Genomic DNA, 19818 nt, shown 5'->3' with positions numbered 1-19818 from the left:
ACGGTTCAGGACCCGATGCGGACGGGGAGGGTGCGCGGGCCGCGCACCTGGCCGGTGGACCAGGTCACCGCCCCCGGGTCGGCCAGGCCGAACACCGGGACCCGCTCCAGCCAAACCTCCAGCGCGATCCGCAGCTCCATCCGCGCCAGGTGCGACCCCAGGCACCGGTGGATCCCCAGCCCGAACGCCGCGTGCCGGTTCACCTCCCGGTCGATGACCACCTCACCGGCCCGGTCGAACTGCTCCGGGTCCCGGTTGCCCGCCGGGAACGACAGCAGCACCCAGTCGTCCGCCTTCATGTCCACGCCGTTCCACCGCATGTCCTCCTTGACCAGCCGGGCCATCGTGACCGGCGCATAGGCCCGCAGGAACTCCTCCATCGCCGTCGGCAGCAGCCCCGGCTCGGCCACCAGCCGCTCCCGGTCGGCCGGAGTCCTGGCCAGGTGCCAGAGCGAGGCGCCGATCGCGCTCCACGTCGTGTCGATGCCCGCGATGAGCAGCAGCGCCATCGTGCCCGCCACGTGGGCCGCCTCGAGCTTGCGGCCGCCCAGCTCGGCGTCCACGAGATAGGTGGTCAGGTCGTCGCGCGGATGGTCCACGTGGTCGCGGATCTGGGCGAGCAGGTAGTCGAACAGCTCGTCCATGTTCGCCATCCGCTCCTCGGGCGGCAGGTTGACGCCTTCGAGCACGTGCTCGATGAACGTGCGGAACCGCGGGCCGTCCTCCGGCGGGAAGCCGAGGAGGTCGGCGATCACCCGCGTGGGGATGTGCTGGGCGTAGTCGCGGGCGGCGTCCACGACCTCCTGCCCCTCTAACGCGTCGATCAGCTCGTGGCAGAACGCCCGCGTCGCCGCCTCCCGCCTGGCCACCGCGGTCTTGGTGAAGGCCGGGAGCAGCAGCTTGCGCGCGTGGTGGTGGAACGGCGGGTCGGACGAGATCGGCGGCGAGCTGCCCATCGGCGCCAGCTCGACCGGCGGGCGGAAGTTGCTCATGATGATCGCCCGCGAGGAGAACCGCTCGGTGTCGTACGCGATCGCCGCCACGTCCTCGTAGCGGGTCGGCAGCCACCCGCCGCCGAACCGCCCGGTGTGCGCGATCGGGCAGCGCTCCCGCAGGTCGTCGATGATGGGGTACGGGTCGGCGGCCCACTCCGGCTCGAGATGGGAGAAGTCCATCGCCCAGTCCGAGACCGGGCCGGTGACGATCGGGCTGCGGATGCCGGCGAGCTCGTCGTCCCCGGGCTCGCGGGAGCGCTCGATGAAGCGGTCGTCCACCGTCATGTCAGACCCCCTCGCCCGTGTCGATCGCGTGCTCGGGGCAGTTGGCCACCGCCAGGCGCGCCGCCCGCTCCTGGCCCGGCGCCACGAGGCCGTCCCCGAGCACCTGCCCGTAGCCCTCGTCGTCCTCGCCGAACAGCTCTGGCGCCAGGTCGTAACAGCGGCCGTGCCCTTGGCACCGCTCGGAGTTGATCTGGAGTTTCACGGTGTTGCCTCCGTTTGTGCGGTGGTGTCGGCAGGGGCGAGAGCGGTGATGACCCGGGAGAGCAGCGCGGCCCACTCCTCGTCGTCCACCGGATGCAGGTCCGGGGTGACGAGGGCGCTGCCCATCGCGAGCAGAAGACAGAAGTGCGCGAGCGCGTCCGGCGACAGCCCGGTGTCGACCTCGCCATCGCCCTGGGCGACGCGTACGAGGCCGGCGATCCATCCGGCCCGCTCACCGATGTAGTCGCGCATCGGCCCGGCCACGTCCTCGTCCCGGCGGGCCGCGACCAGCGCCTCGACGATGAGGTACCCCTGCGCCTCGCGGCGCCGCGGCAACCCGCGGCCGAGGGCGAGCAGCAACTCGGTGGCCGACCGGTCGGGGTCGGCGGCGAACAGGCTGGCCAGCAGGCGCCGCCCGTGCGCCCGCAGCGCGGCCACGAGCAGGTCAGCCTTGGAGCCGAAGTGCGCGTACAGGGCGCCGTTGCTCACCCCGGCCGCCGCGGCGATGTCCGCCACGCGCGTGCCGTCGTACCCCCGTTCGGCGAACGCGTCGGCGGCGGCGCGCAGCAACCGCTCGCGGGTCTCGGCTGCGGTGACTCCGGCGATGCGTCCCATGAACGAATTTAAAAAGTCATTCATTTGAATCGTCAAGATACCTGGCCCAAGCCAATGGACTCCATGCTGAGCCGTGACACGTTGGAACCTGGCCACGGTTGTCGGCACGCCCGGGGACGGACCCGTTCGGGTCACTCCCCCCCCGGCGACAATAGGCAGATGCAGGATTTATCGACCAAAGCTGTCCTGGGGCGTGCGGCCCTCGTCGGGTTGGTGACGGGCATCCCCACGGCCACCATCTGGGCGGACATGCACGGGGAAGACCTCGACGGGGCCAACCTCCAGCCGGCCCTGTTCCTCCTGGCGATAGTCCTGGGTACGGTGGGCGCTCGGCTGGCCGGGCTGCCGCACTGGGGCGGGGTCGGTCTGGTCGGGGGCTCGGCGACCTGGTTGCTCATTGATGCCCTCGCGGTGCTGGTGCCGGTGCCGGAACTGTTCGGCCCTCTACCGGCCCTTGTCATCCCGGTCTACGTGGTCGGTGGTGCTGTCGGCCTCGCCCTGTCGGCGTGGTCGTTCATGGCGCCCCATCGCTGGTGGGCGGTAGCCCTGACCGGAGTCGTGCCCCTCGGATCCTGGGGCGCGGCGCAGTACAAGCCGCAGATCCTGGCTTGGTCGGAGATCCGCGACTTCGAAAAGGCCGGCGTGCCGCTGATCGCTCCGACGATCGAGGGTTACCGGCTGGTCCACGTGGGTCTCCATCCAGCCGGGAAGAAGGAGCCGGAACCGTCCACCTGGCTGGAGTACTGGCGGGACGCCACGCCGAATCGGGCATTCTCCGAGATCCAGGTCACGGTCTGGCCCGCCGCGGCCGGAAACCCGCGGGATTCCTGCTTGGCGGTCACCGAGGACTTCGGAGTTCCGCTGCGCTGCAAATCGCTCCCGGGAGACCGATGGGTCCGGACCGGTGCCGAGTCCTCCTGGGTCACCGTCTTCGCCAGGTCGGGCGATGCGCTGGTCATGCTCAACGGTTCGAGTATCGCTGAGGCTGACCTGGTGGCGGTGCTGTCCACCTTCCGTCCCGTCTCGGCCGTCGAACTTGCCATGGTCACGTGACCGGCAGGAGTACGGCGGCGCCTGGCTCGGCATTGCGCCTTCACCGCGGAGATGGCGGACTGCGCTTGAGTCGGCGAGCTCCGCGCGTTCCCTGGCGGGGACGGGCTGCTTCGGCCGGCTCGATCTGCTGCGTCTTCGCTGGTGAGGGCAAGGCGGCGATGTCCGCCGGTTGAAGCGCTCAGTCACGGCAAACGGGCCATATGTCTGTGCCGCCGAAACTACTGGGCCACAATGGCCCGCATGCCCACCATGCCGGAAGATCACGTTGAGACTGCACATCCGTCCCGATTCAACGACTACGACAGCATCGCCGAGGGGTACACGGCCGAGAACGAGACCAGCCTCCTGAACGCGTACTACGAGCGTCCCGCGATGCTGGAACTCGCCGGGGACGTGACCGGCCGGCGCATCCTCGACGCCGGCTGCGGCTCGGGCCCCCTGTTCGCCGAGCTGCGCGATCGAGGCGCCATCGTCACCGGCATCGACGCGAGCGCCGGGATGCTGGAGATGGCCCGACAGCGGCTGGGCACCGACGCAGACCTGCGGGTCGCCGACCTGGCCAGCCCGCTGCCCTTCCCCGACGACACCTTCGACGACGTCATCGCGTCGCTGGTGCTGCACTACCTGGAAGACTGGGAACCGACACTGGCCGAGCTTCGACGCGTGCTGAAGCCTGGCGGCCGACTCCTCGTCTCGGTCGAGCATCCTTTCTGCATCACCCTCTGGCAGCACATGGCCGGGAAAAAGCCCAAGTACTTCGAGACCCGTATCCGGACCGATGAATGGACCATGGGTGGGCAGACCGCCCAGATGCGCTTCTGGGACCGGCCGCTGCACGCGATGACCGAGGCCTTCACCGCGGCTGGCTTTCGCATCAGCGTCATCAGCGAACCGCCGTTTGTGCCGGAGGCCCGCGAACTGTTCCCCGAGGAGTTCCGCGAGATCACCGGCACGAGGTTCCTGAGCTTCCTGTTCTTCGTTCTAGAAGCCGGCTGACGGCGCCTCGCGGACCCGGTGGTACCCGGGCGGGTACCACCGGGCCTGCCGCATGAGCCATATCGGTGGCCGTTCGGTACGCCCTCCGACCCGGTCAGCAGGCTCGAACCCCTGGCCAGGAGCCGTTGCCATTCATCAGCGCACTTCCGGACGACCTCACCGCACTCAGGTGATGCCGCGTCTGGCCAGGTCAAGACGGCCGCGCACACCGAGTTTGCGGTAGATCCGGGTGAGGTTCGCCTCGACCGTCTTGACGCTGATCATCATCGTGGCGGCGATCTCCGCGTTGGTGCCGCCGAGGATGACCAGTTCGGCGACCCGCTTCTCGGCCGGAGTGAGGACGCCGTCGCCGGCGTGGGTGAGACGAGCCTGCTGGGTGGCCGCCAGGTCCGCCCAGCATCGGGCTCCAAGGCCGACGAAGAGCGCGGTGGCCTCGTTCAGGGTGCGGGCCGCCGCGCGGCGCAGGCGGCCGCGGCGTTGCGCCGTGCCGAGCACCAGCAGGCACCGGCCGAGCTCCAACGGCAGGCCGCGGTCGCGGGCTTCGGCCGCCGCGTCCGTGGCCGCCTCGGCCGCCGGCGCCGTGTCGATGACGGACTCGATGGGTCTGTCCAGGCGACGAGGAGCCGCTTCGCCGGGCGGGGATCGTTTCATGGCCTGCGGGTCAGGTCGCCGCCAGCGCTTCCGTCGGGGCCAGCCGGGAGGCGCGGATCGCCGGGTACAAGCCCGCGACGGCGCCGATCAGCACGGTCGCGCCGACTCCGCCGGCGAGGACCCACAACGGTACGACCGTGGGCCACTGCTGGGTCGTGGCGTAGGTTCCGGTCACCAGGAAGCCCAGCAGCGCGCCGGCCGCCCCGCCGATCAGCGACAGCAGCAGCGACTCCGCGACGAACTGCGTTCGGACCTGGCCCTTCGTGGCGCCGAGCGCCCGGCGCAGGCCGATCTCCGAACGGCGTTCCAGCACCGAGATGACCATCGTGTTGGCGACCCCGATCCCGCCCACGAGCAGCGCGACCGACCCCAGCCCGAGCAGCAGCGAGGTGAACGTCGCGTTCGTGGCGCGGCGCAGGCTCAGCACGTCGGACGGCCTCGACACGTCCACCTCGTTCGGCGCCGACGGGTCGGCCGTGGCCGCGAGCACCTCGCGCACCGCCTCGACCTGCGATTCCGTCGACCGCGTGTAAACCGTCGTCGGGTGCCCGTCGAAGGCCAGGTACGTCGTGGCCGCCGGCCATCCCATGATCACCGACGTGTCGAGCTCCGGCGCCAGCGTCACCTTCCGCAGCACGCCGACCACGACCCACGACCGGCCGCCGATGTAGACGGTGGGACCGTCCCCCAGCCGCTCGGCCGCTGTCGCGCCGAGCACCACCGCCGGGTACCGTTCGGTCGCCGCGTTGATCCAGACTCCCTGGCCGAGCTCGGCGCCGACCGTGGTGAGCAGATCGAGCTTGGCCGCGACCACGGACAGGCCGCCGGTCTGCGCCGCCGGGATGCGGTCGTTGCGGTAGGCGTGCACGTTGCCGACCACGCCGGTCGCCGTGGCCGATCGCACCGGGCCGATCCGCCTGATCATCGCTACCGACTCGTCAGGCAGTGTGGCCGGCCGGCCGAACATCGTCCTGCCGGGTGACACGGTCAACATGTCGGTGCCGAGCTTCGCGAGTTTCCGGTCGAGGTCGGCATGGCTGGAGGCGGAGATCCCCACCACCGCGATCATCGCCGCGATCCCGATCGCGATGCCCAGCGCCGAGAGCACGGCGCGCAGCGGACGCGAACGCAGACCGTACCCGCCCAGCCGGATCAGGTCCGACAGGCGCAGCCGGGCGGGCCGCAGGGCGTTCTCGGCCCGTTCGCGGTCGCCAGTGGGAACGCTCCGGCGGCGCTCGTCGACCGGATCGGGGGAGCTGGGCAGGGCGGTCGGACGCGACATCTCAGACCACCTGCCCGTCGCGCATCCGCACCTGCCGCGGCAGGCTGTCGGCGATCTCCCGGTCGTGCGTGATGACCAGAATGGTCGTGCCCGCCTCGTGCAGCTCGTGCAGCAGCTCCATCACCCCGGCGCCGGAGACCGAGTCCAGGTTGCCGGTCGGCTCGTCGGCGAGCAGCAGCGGTGGATCGCCCGCGACGGCGCGGGCGATGGCGACCCGCTGCCGCTCGCCGCCGGAGAGCTGGTGCGGGCGGTGGGTCAGCCGCGCACCCAGTCCGACACGCGTCAGCGCGGCCTCGGCACGCTGCTCGCGATCCCGCTTGCCCGCGCCGGTGTAGAGCAGGCCGTCGGCGACGTTGCCCAGCGCGTCCCGTCCCGGCGCGAGATGGAACTGCTGGAACACGAAACCGACTCGCCGGGAGCGCAGCGCGGACAGCTGCCGGTCGGACAGCGACGCCACGTCGTACCCGTCGATGCGCACGGTGCCCGACGACGGGCGGTCCAGCGTGCCGATCAGGTTCAGCATCGTGGACTTGCCGGACCCGGACGGTCCGACGATCGCCAGCAGCTCGCCGTAGCCGACGACCATGTCCACCGAACGCAGCGCGGCGACCCCACCGGGATAGCTCTTGCTGACATGGGCGAGCTCGATCACGGGGTGACCGACCGCGCCGTCCGCGGTGGTCACGACGGCATCGCCACCTTCATGCCCGCCTCGAGTCCGGACCCGGTGATCTCCACCTTGCCGTCGGCGAACAGCCCGGTCTCCACCGCCACGAAACGCGTCCCGCCTGCCTCGACGAGCTGCACCCCGTACCCGCCCTCGGCGAGCGCGACCAGCGCGGCCACCGGAACCGCCAGCACGTTCGGACGCCGCCCGGCGGTGAAGGCGACGCTGACGGCCGCCATGCCCTGGCTCTTGACGTCGTCGTCGAAGCCGATCGTCGCCTGGAACTTCGTGGTGTTCGACTGGCCGTCGTCGGCCTTGGTCACGATCGTCGCCACCTTTTCGATCTTCCCCGGGACGACCTTCCCCTCCGAGAGTTCGATCCGCACCGCGGCTCCCTGCTTGGCCAGCCGTCCCGAGCTCGCGTCCAGTACGACCGTGGCCAGCGGCGAGGTGCCGGTGACCTGCTCGATCTCGGTGCCCGGCCCGACCACCGCTCCTCTCTGCAGGCTCAGCGAGTCCACCCGGACCCTGCCGTCGGCGTACACGATCTGGCCCGGCTCGACCATGCCCGTCTCCCTGATCCCGAGATCGTCCTGCCAGTCCTTGACCACGGAGGCGGTCGCCCAGCTGTAGGTGCTGTCCGGGGTGAAGCCCCGGTAGCCGAGCGCCCACAGGTTCTGCTCGAACTGCTTGACGTCGGCACCCTTGACGCCCGTCTTCAGCGTGCGGTACGGCGGCAGCGACCCGTACAGCAGGGTGACCGGCTTGTCGTCGAGGCGGAAGATCGCCTTCCCGCGGGAGATCGTCGTGCCCTCCGCGGGCAGCGCGGTGATCGTGCCGCTGCCCCGTGACGAGATCGTCGTGCTGTCGCCGTGAGCCAGGACGCCGTCATGGCTCTCCCGGTCGACCAGCGTCTGCTTGGTGATCTCGGCGGTGGCCGCCGGCGTGCCGCCGGTCGAACGGGGGCTGTCGTCCGGATCCGGCAGGTTGAAGGCCGTGACCGCGGCGGCGACCGTGCCGACCGCCAGCGCACCGGCCACCACGCCCACCGTGCGCCGTGTGCCCATCACCTGTCCTTACCGGTCGGGAAGTACTTCTGGCACTCCTGCTGCGCCTTCTTGACCGTCGGGTCCCCGGGCGAGATCCCGGACTTCTCGTCGATGCGCACGTTGCCGTTCGCGTCGGGGTCGGGGTAGTTCGTGACTCCGTGCTCCCGCATGCACTGCGACGCCCGCCGCATCTTGGCGATGCCCTCGGCGTCGGTGCGGCCCGGCTTGCCGCCGTGGGGGCTGTACTTCTTGCACGCCTCCTCGGCGGCCTCGACCTTCTTGCGGTCGGTGCCCTCGGGCTCGCTCACCACCAGACCGCCGTCCGGCTGCGGGTCGGGGAACCACGTGATGCCCTGCTCGCGCATGCACCGGGAGAACCTGATGGGCGAGGCCTCGCTGTCACCGCCCGCGCCCGCGGTGCTCCGGGCGCTGGGACCGGCCGTGGCGACCGTCGGCTCCGCATCCTGGGCGCAACCCGTCGCTCCCCATGCGAGCGCCAGTGTGACCGCGGAGATGGCCAACAGGGGACGCCGCCTTTTCGTCATCGTCGTCATGCGTCTTTTTCTACGCGCCGGCCGGTTACACCACGGGCACAAAAAGGGCGGCCAACCGCTCGAACGAAAAAATGGCCGCCACCAGGGCGAATGTGAAAAGGGTCGGAAGCTACCCGGATATCGCCGGTGACTTTTCCGCCGGGAAATCCACCCGGATCGCGAGGCCGCCCTCCGGCCGGGCGCGCACGCTCAGGCCGGCCGAGTGCGCCACGGCGATCGACCGCACGATGGACAGCCCCAGGCCGTGGTGACCGTCGTCCGCCGTGCGGTCGAGCCGCTGGAACGGGTCGAGCAACCGGTCCACCATCTCCGGCGGGACCGGTGGCCCGGTGTTGGTCACCGACAGGAAGCTGTCCGCGCCCGCCATGCCGGTTTCGACCTCCATCCAGCCGTCCGGGACGTTGTGACTCATCGCGTTGTCCACCAGGTTGGCCACCAGCCGCTCGACGAGGGCGGGATCACCGGTGACCCGCGCCGGTCGGGCTCGTACCACGACGGCCAGGCCCTGCTCGCACGCCCTCGGCCGGGTGGCGCGCAGCACGCTGCCGGCGAGCTCTGACAGGTCCACGCTCTCCAGCCGGTCCAGGCCGCGTTCGCTGGTGGCCAGCACCAGCAGCGACTCCAGGAGCCGGGCCTGCTGCTCGCTGACGACCACCAGGTCCTCGAAGCGCGCCCGGTACGACTCCACCGTCGCGTCCGGATCGAGCACGGCCTCCTCCAGCAGGGCGTGCTCCAGCGTCAACGGCGTCCGCAGCTCGTGTGCGGCGTTGGCGACGAACCGCCTGTGCGAGTCGAGCGCCGTCTCCAGCCGGCCGAGCAACCCGTCCACGGTGTCCGCGAGGTCCTTGAGCTCGTCACGCGGCCCGGTGAAGGCCAGCCGCTCCTGCACGTTCCGCGCCGAGATGAGCTGGATGCTGTCGGTCATGGTCCGCAATGGCCGTAGCACCCGCCCGGCCACCAGCCAGCCCAGCGCTGCCGAGAGGACCGACATGATCGCCAGGGCGATGCCCGACTTCACGAGCAGCTGGTGCCCGAACTCCTCGTGTTGCTGCACGGCCTGCTGCTGGGCCGCCTCGACGAGGCCGCGTTCCGTTTCGGTCAGCGGGGGGCTCTCGGGCACGCCGTGGCCCACGATGACGTCGCTGACGCTCCGATCGCCGGAGGGGGACGAGCTGGAGGTGGACATCCGGACGCCCCACCCGCTCTGGGTGACGAGAAGATAGGTGATGGCCAGCAGGACGGCGCCGGAGAGCAGGAACAGCACGCTGTACAGCAGGGTGAGCCGCAGACGGACCCGTATGCCGGAGATCCTGGCCGTCAGGCTCATGAGAGATCCCATCCGTTCAGATGCGATAGCCCGCTCGGGGCACGGTCTCGATGACCGGTGGCTCACCGAGCTTCGACCTGAGGCGGTTCATCGTGGCCTTGACCGTCGTGGTGAACGGGTCGGCGGCCTCGTCCCACACCCGTTCCAGCAGCTCCTCGGCGGAGACGACCCGGCCTCGCTCGGTGAGCAGGTATTCCAGCACGGCCAGTTCCTTGGGGTTGAGCGGTAGCCGGGCCCCGGCCCGGGTCGCCAGCCGCCGGGCCGGATCGAGCACCAGGTCACCGTGGACGAGGACGGGCGGCACAGCGGTCCGGGACCGCCGGCCGAGCGCACGGATGCGCGCCACCAGCTCGGGGTAGGCGAACGGTTTCGGCAGATAGTCGTCGGCCCCGATGGTGAGCCCCGCCACCCGGTCGGCGAGGGTCCCGGCCGCGGTCAACATCAGCACCCGGGTACGCCGCGGCTCGCGCATCAGCTGCCGGCACACATCGTCGCCGTGCAGGCCCGGCAGGTCGCGGTCGAGGACCATCACGTCGTAGTCCACCTCGGTGGTGCGGTCGAGCGCCGCCGTCCCGTCGTACACGACGTCCACCGCCATGCCCTCGCGCCGCAACACCCGCGCCACCGAGTCGGCCAGCCGCGCATGATCCTCGACCACCAGGACCCTCATCCGCCCTTTTCCCGTCTGTCCGACCGCGACACCGTTCCGGAGCGGAAGGCTACCGGCACGCCAGTCACACGGTCGTCACAGCGGCTCCGGCGTCGTCGTCAGGGGGCGCACATGAGCCGTTCGGCCGCGGCGATGGCGTCGGCCGGTCGGCCGGAAGCCAGCTGGACGACCACCTCCGTCTCACCGTCCGCGCTGCTCATCGCCATCCCGCTGTAGCCGAAGATCCACCCGGAATGGCTGAAGACGCGCCGTCCGCAGCCGAGCGTCCCGGCGAAGATTCCGAAGCCGCCGGACCGCAGCCGCCTGCCCACCTCCTGGCTGAACACCCAGTGGTAGAAGCTCGACACGTCGGCCGCGGTCGAGATCAGCCCGCCCGCGGTCCAAAAGATCGACGAGTCCAGCTCGGCGTTGTCCACTCCGTCGGTGTGCTTTCCGTGCGCGAGATCCTTGGGCAGGTCGTCGGCGGGCAGCTCGGTCGCGGTCAGGCCGTGCGGGCCCGTGATGCGCTCGCTCAGCAGCTCCCGGTACGGCTTGCGGGACACCTTCTCCAGGATCAGGCCGAGCAGGATGAAGTTGGTGTTGGAATAGCCCTGCGCCTCTTTATCCGCATATTTCAGCAGTTCTCGGGGTGGCCAGTGCCGGAGGTGGGCGCCGTCGCCCAGGTCCTTCAGGAAACGCTCGTCACGCAGGTAGTCGGAGATGCCGCTGGTGTGCCGGAGCAGGTCCGCCACGGTCGCCTTCGTCCTGATGACACCCGGCAGCAGTTCGTCCACCCGGTCGGTGAGGGCCAGCCGCCCCTCCTCCACCTGCTGCAGAACGAGCGTCGCGGTGAACGTCTTGGTGATGCTCGCGATCCTGAAGCGATGATCCGTCCGCATCGGCACCCCCGTGTCCGCCTGCCCGGCCGCCGCCTGCCACGTCCGATCGCCCTTCCTGACGTGCACCACCGCGCCCGACGATCCGGCCTCGACCAGCCGCGTGGCCTCGGCCTGCACGCCTGGCGCCGGTGAGGGCCGTACGGACGGCAGCCCCGGGGCGGCGGAGCCGCACGCGACCGCGCAGAGCAGGGCCAACAGGGCTGTGATCCGCATGACTTGATAGTGCGGTCCGAACTCCTCGCGGGGAAGGGCCGGCGGGCGGCGGGGGCCGTTCAGGGGTGGCCTCAGGGTTGTCCCGGATGGCCGCGGGCCCCGGCTCAGTCGATCATGGGCGGAAGACGTCGATCATGGGCGGAGGACAAGGGCCGCGGGCGTCGCGCTGTACTTCCTGCTGCTGTTCGCGCATTTTCCTATCGACAGGATCAGTCTGTGACTCGCTCCGCCGAGCCTTCCCGTCCCGAGGTGCCGGATCCGGTGCCGCCCGCCGGGCCGGGGTTCCCCGTGGTCCTTCAGCATGTCTCCAAGTCGTTCGGCACGGGTCCCACCTCGGTGACCGCGCTGCGCGACGTCTCCATGGCCTTCCCGCACGCCACCTTCACCGCGCTGATGGGCCCTTCCGGGTCGGGAAAGAGCACGTTCATGCACTGTGCGGCCGGTCTGGAACGGCCGGATGCCGGAGCGGTTCTCCTCGCGGGGGTGGACATCGCGAAGCTGTCCGAGAACCGGCTGACCGTGTTCCGGCGGGAGAGCATCGGGTTCGTGTTCCAGTCGTTCAATCTCCTCCCGTCGCTCACCGCCCGGCAGAACATCACGCTCCCTTTCCTGCTCAACGGCGGACGGGCGGACGCGAAATGGGTCGACGAGATCGCTGAGCGGGTGGGTCTCGCGGAGCGGATGCATCATCTTCCCGCCGAGCTGTCCGGCGGACAGCAGCAGCGGGTGTCCATCGCCAGGGCGCTGGTCACCCGCCCGCAAGTGATCTTCGCCGACGAGCCGACCGGGGCACTCGACACCCGGGCGGGGCGCGACGTTCTCCGCCTGCTCAGGGAGGCCGTGGACGTGTTCGGCCGGACCCTGGTCATGGTCACGCACGATCCACGGGCCGCCGCGTACGCCGACCGGGTCGTCTTCCTCGTCGACGGCGGCATCGTGGACGAGATGACCGCTCCGACGGCCGAGCGGACCGCGGCGTGGTTGTCCCGGCTGGAGGCGTGAGCCGTGTTGCGTCTCGCGCTGAGAACCGCCCGCACCCGCAAGGCCGGCTTCGTGGGCTCGCTGCTGGCCGTCGTGCTCGCCGTGACCGTCATCACCACGGGAGGCTTCCTGCTGCAGGCCGCCGTGACCGGGGACGGGGGGACCGATCGGTTCCACGCCGCCGCCCTGGTCGTCGTCGGCGACCCGCACGTGTCCGTGGCGCCCGCGGACAGCCGGGCCTGGGACGTCGGAGCCGATCCCGTCGGTGACACGCTGCCGCCTCCGCCGCTTCCCCTCGAGGTCGCCCATCGGGTCGCACAGGTGACCGGCGTACGCGACGTCGTGACCGACGTCTCGTTCTACAGCCAGGTCGTCAAGGTGGGCGGGCCGTCGAGCGGCGTGCGGGCAGGCGGCGCCATCCGGGGGCACGGCTGGAGCAGTGCCCGGCTGACGCCGTACCGGCTGCGGGCGGGACACGCGCCCGCCGCGCCCGACGAGCTCGTCCTGGACGGCGGCGTCGCCGTCCGTACCGGCCTCGGCGTCGGGGACGCGGCGGACGTCGTCACGGCGGCCGACGGCACGCGCCGCTACCGGGTGGCCGGTGTCGCGGATCCGGGAGTGCCCGGGTCGCTCCACCCCGCCGTCTTCTTCACCGACCAAACTGCTGCGCGCCTGTCCGGAGAGCCCGCCCGGGCCGCCGCGGTGGCCGTGTTCGCCCAGCCGGGAGCGGACGTCGCGCAGCTGGCCGCGCGCGTCCGGAAGGCCGCCGGGGACGGGACCCTGGTGCTCAGCGACACCTCCCGCGCGGAACCGTCCGTCGATTCCGGCGCGTACGTCACGGCGGCCGCGTTCCTCGGCATCATGAGCGCGGTGGCGGGATTCGTCGCGATCTTCGTGGTCGCCGGAACCTTCGCCCTCCTCATCACGCAGCGGCATCGGGAGATGGCGCTGCTGCGGGCGGTGGGTGCCACCGGCCGGCAGATCCGCCGCATGATCGCCGCGGAGGCTCTCGTGGTCTCCGTGGTGGCCGTGGCGGCGGGTGTGCCGGGCGGGCTGGCACTGTCCCGGCCGCTCGCCGGCCTGCTGGTGTCCTTGGGGGTGGCCCCCGCGGGCTTCCGCCCCGTCTACGGGATCGTCCCGGTGGTCGTGGCGGCGGTGGTGGGGATCGGCCTCACCCAGCTGGCCGCCCTCTCGGCGGGAGGACGCGCCGCGCGGGTACGCCCGACCGAGGCGCTGCGTGAGGCGGCGGTCCCGGTCAGGCGCCTGTCCCGGCCGCGGCTGCTCGCCGGTGCCGGCTTCCTGGTGCTGAGCGTGTTCGTCGTCCTCAACAGCATCGCGACCGGCGGGGCCAAGGGATCGGGCGATGCCTTCGTGGTCGTGTTCACCCTCATGATCACGGTTACGCTGCTCGGGCCGTTGATCATCGTGCCGGTGGTCCGCCTGGTCGCACCGCTGATCCTCGCCCTGGGGCGAGGAGCCGGGGCCCTCGCCGCCCACAACGTCAGAGCCGACCCACGGCGGATCGCCTCGGCGAGCATTCCGATCACCCTGGCTGTGACGTTCACCTGCGTCATGATCTTCATGCCGCTGACCATGCAGATGATCAGCCTCCAGGAGAGCCGGCTGCGTGTCCGGGCCGATCACGTGCTCGCCTCGGCGGACGGGCAGGGCCTGCCTCCCGCCGTCACCCGGGACGCCGCCCGCCTCCCCGGTGTGACCGCCGTCGCGGCGACGACCCCGATCCCGGTGCGCCTCGGCATGGGAGCCGGTGGTCCTGTTCAGACCCGCACCCTCATGGCGCTCGCCGTCGCACCCGCCGGGCTGGCGGCGCTGCTGGATCTCGACGTGCGCCACGGCGACCTCGACGCGCTCGTCGGCGACAGCATCGCGGCGAGTTCGGACGCGGCCGGGGAGAACGGCTGGCAGGTGGGCGACACGTTGCCGGTGGCGCTGCCGGACGGCACCCGTAAAGACCTGCGGCTCGTGGCCACTTACGGTCGGAGCCTCGGCCTGAGCGACGTGCTCGTCCCCGCCGCCCTGGCCACCCGCCACGCACCCGGAGCGCTCGCGGCGGCGGTCTACGTCGAGGGCGACGACTCGCTGACGCGAGACAGGCTCGGCGCGCTCGCGGAGCACCATCCCACGCTGGTCGCGTTCTCCCGGGAGGCCTACCTCGCGGAGGCCGGGAAGGGCGGTGACTCCCAGACCACCGCCGTCTACGTGTTCATCATGCTCATCGGCCTCTATACGGCGATATCCGTGGTGAACACGCTGGCCGCGGCGACGGCCGCCCGGAGCCGCGAGTTCGCGGCGCTGCGACTCGCGGGATCGACGCGGCGTCAGGTGCTGACGATGATCGGAACGGAGGCCGCGATCACCGTGGCCATCGCGGTCTTCCTCGGCACGCTCATCGCCGCGACCACGCTGGTGACCTCCAGCCTGGCGCTCACCGGAACCCCCGCGTTCGCCGCCCCGCCGCTCGTCTACCTGACCATCGTCGCGCTCGCGGCCGTCCTGGGCCTGGTCGCGACCCTCCTGCCGGCCCGGTCGGCATTGCGGCGGAGCGCCATCTCGGTCATCGCCGCCCGCGAGTGACCGCCGCCGCCACGGCCCGGCCGGCCGGGCCGGGGCGCCGCGGCCGGCATCGTGCCTGGGGTAATTTGGACATCTACTTAGTTATGCGAATATAATCGTTATATGCATATAACCAGACGGGTGTCCGCCTCGCCCGCGTCGACCACCGGACTCGGCCCCCGCCGGCGGATGCTCGTCCTGGCCATCTGCTGCATGAGCCTGTTCATCGTCGGCCTGGACAACACGATCGTGAACATCGCGCTGCCCGCCATCCGCCGTGACCTGAACGCCTCCGTCTCCGGCCTGCAGTGGATCATCGACGCCTACACGGTGGTGCTGGCGAGCCTGCTCATGCTGGCCGGCTCGACCGGGGACCGGGTCGGCCGGCGCCGTACGTTCCAGACGGGCCTGGTGCTGTTCACGCTTGGCTCGCTCATGTGCTCGCTCGCGCCCAGCCTGGGCTGGCTGATCGCGGCGCGGGCGCTGCAGGCCGTCGGCGGCTCCATGCTCAACCCGGTCGCCATGTCGATCATCACGAACACCTTCACCGAGCCGCGCGAGCGGGCGCGGGCCATCGGCGTGTGGGGCGGGGTGGTCGGCGTCAGCATGGCGCTGGGCCCGCTGGTCGGCGGCTCGCTGGTGGACTCGGTCGGCTGGCAGGCGATCTTCTGGATCAACATCCCGGTGGGGGTGGCCGCGTTCGTGCTGTGCGCGCTGTTCGTGCCGGAGTCGCGCGCGCCGCGCCCGCGCCGGGTGGACCCGATCGGGCAGGTGCTGGTCATCGTGGCGCTGGCCACCATGACGTACGCCTTCATCGAGGCGCCGGAGGCCGGCTGGAGCTCGCCGCGGACGCTGGGCTGCTTCGCGGTCGCGGCGCTGGCGCTGGCCTGCCTGGTGCCGTACGAGCTGCGCCGCGCCGAGCCCCTGATCGACCTGCGCTTCTTCCGCAGCGCGCCGTTCTCGGGGGCCACCGTCATCGCCGTGTGCGCGTTCGCCGCGCTGGGCGGGTTCCTGTTCGTCAACACCCTCTACCTTCAGGACGTGCTGGGCCTGTCCGCCCTGCACGCCGGGCTCTACACGGTGCCCATGGCCGCGCTGACCGTGGTCTGCGCGCCGCTGTCGGGCCGGATCGTCGCGAACGCCGGGACCCGCGTGCCGCTGGTGCTGGCCGGGGCCACCATGGCGGCCAGCGGGCTGATCATGACGGGGCTCGCGGCGGACACGCCCACCTGGCGGCTCATGGCCGCGTACGTGCTGTTCGGGCTGGGCTTCGGCATGGTGAACGCGCCGATCACCAACACCGCCGTGTCCGGCATGCCGCGCGCCCAGGCCGGGGTGGCCGCGGCCGTGGCCTCCACCAGCCGCCAGATCGGGCAGTCGCTCGGCGTCGCGGTCATCGGCTCGCTGGTCACCTCGGCGGTGTCCGGCTCGTTCGCCACCGGGTTCCCGGCGGCCAGCCGCGTCGGCTGGTGGATCATCGTCGGGTGCGGGGCGGCCGTCGTACTGCTCGGTATCCTGACCACGACCGGCTGGGCCCATGGCAGCGCCGCCCGCACCGCTGAACGCCTCGCCCACGCTCCCGACAGAACGGCGGACACCCCATGAGCGATGCCCTCGACCAGGAGGCGGTGGCCCGCGTCTGGGCCGGCATGTACGACCTCGTCCTGCGGCAGGAGGACCGCCGCAAGGAGGTGGCCGAGACGCTCGGCATGAGCTTCTTCCGGGTCAAGGCGCTGCGTCACCTGCTGGCCGGGCCGATGACCATGCGGGAGCTGACCGCCGACCTGTCCACCGACAAGCCGTACACCACGCTGATGGTGGACGACCTGGAGCAGCGCGGCTACGTGACCCGCAGCGTCTCCCCGGACGACCGCCGCAGCAAGATCGTCGCCCTCACCCCGGCGGGCAGGGCCGCCGCCGAGGAGGCCGAGCGCATCCTGGCCCGCCCGCCGCGCTCCCTGCTCGCCCTGGACCCCGGCGACCTGGCCGACCTCGACCGCATCATCGCCGGGCTCCGCGCCCCGGAGGAGTCCGCGCGAAGGTCATGAGCCAGCGGCGCCCCATACGGGATCCACGTGGGAGAAGTCGGTCGCCCAGTCCGAGACCGGGTCGGTCACGGTCTCGCTGAAGGTGCCGAGCACCCGGTTCCTGCGCTCCTCGTCAAGGCCTTGGCCGAAGCGGTCCTCCACGGTCATCGCAGCAGCTCCGTCTCTGACGTCGAGTTGTGGCACCGCGTCCCGTGCGGCGGTCGGAAGGCGGATCGCGAAAACCGTTCGGCGCGGGAGCCGGTCGCGTCCTAGCATGCGGACGCGTGGACAGAAGACGGCGCAGACTGCGCGAGATCGCGGACGCCAACGCGGAGATCGTCGACACGGGCGGGTACACGACCGGCGACGGCGATCTCGTCGTCGTGGGACCGGCGCTGAAGGCGGCGATCGACGGCACCGTGAGTTACGCGCCCGACGCGCGCTTCGACCCGCCCGCTCCGCGGCCCGGCCTGCGCACGTCCTTCGAGGTGACCGCCGAGGGCAGCCTCCAGGCCGCCCGGCGGCTGCACCTCGACCCGGGCGGGGAGGGACGCGTCGCGGTGCTCAACTTCGCCTCGGCCCGCAACCCGGGCGGCGGCTACCTCGGAGGGGCCACGGCCCAGGAGGAGGACCTGTGCCGGCACAGCCTCCTGTACCCCTGCCTGCTCCAGGCCCCCGACTACTACGCCGCGCACCGCGCCGCCACCGACCTGCTCTACAGCCACCGCGTCATCTGGTCCCCCGACGTGCCCGTGCACCGGGGCGACGACGGGCGGCTGCTGCGGGAGCCGTACCCGGTGTCGTTCCTGACCTCCCCGGCGCCCAACGCCGGGCAGGTGCTGCGCCGCGACCCCGGCCGGGGCGAGAGCGTCCTGCGGGCGCTGCGCGAGCGCGCCGGGCGCGTGCTGGCCGTGGCCGCCCACCACGGCGCGCGCCGGCTCGTGCTCGGGGCCTGGGGCTGCGGGGTGTTCCGCAACGACCCGCGCGAGGTGGCCGGGGCCTTCCACGAGCACCTCACGGGTGCGTACGCGGCGGTGTTCGACCAGGTGGTGTTCGCGGTGTGGGACCGAACGCCGGAGTCCGCGAACCGGGCCGCCTTCGCCGACCGCTTCGCGTGACACGATCTCGGGGTGGAGGCATGTCCGGGTTTCATCTAGTCTGAACGCGCGAGGGGAGTACTTCGCAAGAGTCGGCCCGGTCAGTACGGACGTCCCGCGCGTCCCCGGACGGCTGCCCGCATGGGTGAAGGAGACCTCGAACGGGATAAGTGCGTTCGAGGGAGGTTTCCCATGTCCGCGGGGACGTTTTCGCATGCCGTCGAGCTGCGTACCATCGCTTCTCCGGCTCTCTGGTCCATCACGGTGGCGGTTCTGGTGCTGCTGCTGTTGCTGGACCTGCTGCTCACCCGCCGTCAGCGCGAGGAGCGCATCCGGGACGCGGTGGGCTGGTCGGTCTTCTACCTGCTGCTACCGGTGATCTTCGGGGTCTACCTGTGGCTGGACTTCGGTGGGGGCACGGCGGTGGAGTTCTTCACCGGGTTCGTGGTGGAGAAGTCGCTGTCGGTCGACAACCTGTTCGTCTTCATGTTGCTGCTGTCCGCGTTCGCGGTGCCGTCGGCGCTGGCCAGGCGGGTGCTGCTGTACGGCATCGTCGGGGCACTGGTGCTACGCGTGATCTTCATCGCGCTGGGCGCCGCCGCGCTGCAGAGCGGCACGTGGGCGTTCCTGCTGTTCGGGGCGATCCTGATCGTCACCGCCGGCAAGATCCTCAAGGACGTGCTGGCCGGGAGCGAGCAGGAGGTGGACATCTCCTCCATGCGCACGGTCCGGCTGGTACGGCGCTTCATGCCGGTCACCGAGGACTACCGGGGTTCCCGGCTGCTCGTCCGTGAGAAGGGCCGGCTGGCGCTCACCCCGCTGGCGCTGGCGGCGGTCGCGATCCTGGCCACGGACATCGTCTTCGCCGTGGACTCCGTACCGGCCGTGTACGGCGTCACCGAGGACCCGTTCCTCGTCTTCGCCACCAACGCCTTCGCCCTGCTGGGCCTGCGGGCGCTGTACTTCGTGCTCCAGGGCGTGCTGACCAAGCTGCGCCACCTGAACCACGGGCTCAGCGTCATCCTGGCCTTCATCGGGGTCAAGCTGATCCTGCACTGGGGGCACGGCGTCTGGCCGCAGCTCCCGGAGATCCCCACCCTGGCCTCGCTCGCGGTCATCGTGTTCGTGCTGGTCACGGTCACCATCACCAGCCTGATGGCCAACCGCCGGGACCGCCTCCGGGCGGCCGCGGCCGGGGCGAGCCGCCCGGAACCGGTTCCGGAACCGGTCCCGGAACCGGCCAAGGACTAGCGCCGGGCCCGGCCCTCCGCACGTCACCGCGCCTGCCCGCGCTGTCCCTTCCGAGGGAGGAGCGGCGTGCGGTGGGAGGTCCGCAGGCGGTCAGCCTGCGGACACGCGGCACCCGCGGAAAGCCGGGCGGCTCCGGCGCGGTCAGTGGGAGGCGCGGGCCTGGAGGAGGTCGGCCAGGACGTGGAGCAGGGCCGCCGACGTGGTGGCCGAGGTGATGGCCTGCTCCTCGATCAGCCCCTGGACGCGCAGCATCGGCACCCACTCCGCCCGCTCGCGCTCGTCCTCCCCGTCCGGGAGGACGAGGCGGGCGGCGGGGTCGGCAGGGCCGGCCGGGTCGGCGGGGCCGGCCGGGTCGGCGGCGCCGGGCCCGCTGGGGTCGGGGAGCGCGGCGGGGCCGGAGTGCGGGGTGTCGGAGTGCGTGGGGCCGGAGTGCGTGGGGGCGGAGGGGGTGG

General features: G+C 71.5%; 21 protein-coding genes. 8 read left to right on the top strand and 13 right to left on the bottom strand.

The window, feature by feature from the left end; genetic code table 11:
- Positions 1 to 5 precede the first annotated feature (5 nt).
- The 3 genes from ACBJ59_RS19080 to ACBJ59_RS19070 are packed head-to-tail and all read right to left on the bottom strand — an operon-like array spanning position 6 to position 2096.
- Positions 6 to 1280: a cytochrome P450 gene (locus ACBJ59_RS19080; protein ID WP_375111547.1), complete on the bottom strand. Its 1275-nt coding sequence runs from the start codon at positions 1278 to 1280 to the stop codon at positions 6 to 8.
- Between the two features lies 1 nt (position 1281).
- Entirely contained in the window at positions 1282 to 1482 is a 201-nt protein-coding gene (locus tag ACBJ59_RS19075; RefSeq protein WP_375111546.1) for a ferredoxin, read from the bottom strand.
- Positions 1479 to 2096: a helix-turn-helix domain-containing protein gene (locus tag ACBJ59_RS19070; RefSeq protein ID WP_364123718.1), complete on the bottom strand. Its 618-nt coding sequence runs from the start codon at positions 2094 to 2096 to the stop codon at positions 1479 to 1481. Before ACBJ59_RS19070 ends, ACBJ59_RS19075 begins: the two co-directional genes overlap by 4 nt.
- A 159-nt stretch (positions 2097 to 2255) precedes the next feature.
- Here ACBJ59_RS19070 and ACBJ59_RS19065 point away from each other — a divergent pair, with 159 nt between their 5' ends.
- Together ACBJ59_RS19065 and ACBJ59_RS19060 are read left to right on the top strand one after the other, a co-directional pair.
- On the top strand, positions 2256 to 3149 hold the full coding sequence (locus tag ACBJ59_RS19065; RefSeq protein WP_375111545.1) for a hypothetical protein: 894 nt from the start codon (positions 2256 to 2258) through the stop codon (positions 3147 to 3149).
- A gap of 231 nt (positions 3150 to 3380) precedes the next feature.
- Complete coding sequence (locus ACBJ59_RS19060; RefSeq protein WP_375111544.1) at positions 3381 to 4145, top strand: class I SAM-dependent methyltransferase; 765 nt, start codon at positions 3381 to 3383, stop codon at positions 4143 to 4145.
- 165 nt (positions 4146 to 4310) lie between these two features.
- Here ACBJ59_RS19060 and ACBJ59_RS19055 read toward each other — a convergent pair whose 3' ends face one another.
- The 8 genes from ACBJ59_RS19055 to ACBJ59_RS19020 all read right to left on the bottom strand — a co-directional run bounded on the left by ACBJ59_RS19055 (position 4311) and on the right by ACBJ59_RS19020 (position 11436).
- Positions 4311 to 4796 carry a helix-turn-helix transcriptional regulator gene (locus ACBJ59_RS19055; RefSeq protein WP_375111543.1) on the bottom strand — a complete coding sequence of 162 codons (486 nt, stop codon included), beginning with the start codon at positions 4794 to 4796 and terminating at the stop codon, positions 4311 to 4313.
- A 10-nt stretch (positions 4797 to 4806) separates the two neighbouring features.
- The gene (locus ACBJ59_RS19050; protein WP_375111542.1) at positions 4807 to 6078 is read right to left on the bottom strand and encodes an ABC transporter permease; all 1272 of its coding nucleotides are present in this window, start codon (positions 6076 to 6078) and stop codon (positions 4807 to 4809) included.
- Position 6079: 1 nt separating this feature from the next.
- On the bottom strand, positions 6080 to 6763 hold the full coding sequence (locus tag ACBJ59_RS19045; protein ID WP_375111541.1) for an ABC transporter ATP-binding protein: 684 nt from the start codon (positions 6761 to 6763) through the stop codon (positions 6080 to 6082).
- Positions 6760 to 7812 carry a peptidoglycan-binding protein gene (locus ACBJ59_RS19040; protein ID WP_375111540.1) on the bottom strand — a complete coding sequence of 351 codons (1053 nt, stop codon included), beginning with the start codon at positions 7810 to 7812 and terminating at the stop codon, positions 6760 to 6762. Before ACBJ59_RS19040 ends, ACBJ59_RS19045 begins: the two co-directional genes overlap by 4 nt.
- Positions 7812 to 8348 (bottom strand): hypothetical protein, encoded by a 537-nt coding sequence (locus tag ACBJ59_RS19035; RefSeq protein ID WP_375111539.1) that lies wholly within the window; start codon positions 8346 to 8348, stop codon positions 7812 to 7814. The genes ACBJ59_RS19040 and ACBJ59_RS19035 overlap by 1 nt, the downstream gene beginning before the upstream one ends.
- A 109-nt stretch (positions 8349 to 8457) precedes the next feature.
- Positions 8458 to 9675 carry a sensor histidine kinase gene (locus ACBJ59_RS19030; protein WP_375111538.1) on the bottom strand — a complete coding sequence of 406 codons (1218 nt, stop codon included), beginning with the start codon at positions 9673 to 9675 and terminating at the stop codon, positions 8458 to 8460.
- A gap of 16 nt (positions 9676 to 9691) precedes the next feature.
- Positions 9692 to 10345 carry a response regulator transcription factor gene (locus ACBJ59_RS19025; RefSeq protein WP_375111537.1) on the bottom strand — a complete coding sequence of 218 codons (654 nt, stop codon included), beginning with the start codon at positions 10343 to 10345 and terminating at the stop codon, positions 9692 to 9694.
- 98 nt (positions 10346 to 10443) lie between these two features.
- The gene (locus ACBJ59_RS19020) at positions 10444 to 11436 is read right to left on the bottom strand and encodes a serine hydrolase domain-containing protein (RefSeq protein ID WP_375111536.1); all 993 of its coding nucleotides are present in this window, start codon (positions 11434 to 11436) and stop codon (positions 10444 to 10446) included.
- Between the two features lie 216 nt (positions 11437 to 11652).
- Here ACBJ59_RS19020 and ACBJ59_RS19015 point away from each other — a divergent pair, with 216 nt between their 5' ends.
- From ACBJ59_RS19015 to ACBJ59_RS19000, 4 genes are all read left to right on the top strand, one after another.
- Positions 11653 to 12438 (top strand): ABC transporter ATP-binding protein, encoded by a 786-nt coding sequence (locus tag ACBJ59_RS19015; RefSeq protein ID WP_375111535.1) that lies wholly within the window; start codon positions 11653 to 11655, stop codon positions 12436 to 12438.
- A 3-nt stretch (positions 12439 to 12441) separates the two neighbouring features.
- A complete protein-coding gene (locus tag ACBJ59_RS19010; protein WP_375111534.1) occupies positions 12442 to 15012 on the top strand; it encodes an FtsX-like permease family protein in 2571 nt (856 codons plus the stop codon).
- Positions 15013 to 15114: 102 nt separating this feature from the next.
- A complete protein-coding gene (locus ACBJ59_RS19005; RefSeq protein ID WP_375111533.1) occupies positions 15115 to 16596 on the top strand; it encodes an MFS transporter in 1482 nt (493 codons plus the stop codon).
- On the top strand, positions 16593 to 17039 hold the full coding sequence (locus ACBJ59_RS19000; protein WP_375111532.1) for a MarR family winged helix-turn-helix transcriptional regulator: 447 nt from the start codon (positions 16593 to 16595) through the stop codon (positions 17037 to 17039). The genes ACBJ59_RS19005 and ACBJ59_RS19000 overlap by 4 nt, the downstream gene beginning before the upstream one ends.
- Here the strand turns inward: ACBJ59_RS19000 and ACBJ59_RS18995 are convergent.
- Positions 17034 to 17186: a hypothetical protein gene (locus tag ACBJ59_RS18995; protein WP_375111531.1), complete on the bottom strand. Its 153-nt coding sequence runs from the start codon at positions 17184 to 17186 to the stop codon at positions 17034 to 17036. The two genes, ACBJ59_RS19000 and ACBJ59_RS18995, sit on opposite strands and share 6 nt — an antisense overlap.
- A gap of 116 nt (positions 17187 to 17302) precedes the next feature.
- Here ACBJ59_RS18995 and ACBJ59_RS18990 point away from each other — a divergent pair, with 116 nt between their 5' ends.
- Complete coding sequence (locus tag ACBJ59_RS18990; protein ID WP_375111530.1) at positions 17303 to 18136, top strand: TIGR02452 family protein; 834 nt, start codon at positions 17303 to 17305, stop codon at positions 18134 to 18136.
- 171 nt (positions 18137 to 18307) lie between these two features.
- Positions 18308 to 19366, top strand: coding sequence for a TerC/Alx family metal homeostasis membrane protein (locus ACBJ59_RS18985; protein ID WP_375111529.1), 1059 nt, complete (start codon positions 18308 to 18310; stop codon positions 19364 to 19366).
- Between the two features lie 141 nt (positions 19367 to 19507).
- Here the strand turns inward: ACBJ59_RS18985 and ACBJ59_RS18980 are convergent.
- Positions 19508 to 19818, bottom strand: a 311-nt coding sequence (locus tag ACBJ59_RS18980; RefSeq protein ID WP_375111528.1) for a hypothetical protein, incomplete at its 5' end; no start/stop codon positions are given.

Source organism: Nonomuraea sp. MTCD27 (genome assembly GCF_041950495.1).
Taxonomy (GTDB): domain Bacteria; phylum Actinomycetota; class Actinomycetes; order Streptosporangiales; family Streptosporangiaceae; genus Nonomuraea.
Note: the sequence above shows the minus strand (reverse complement) of the source record. Positions and strands in the feature narration are given on the sequence as shown.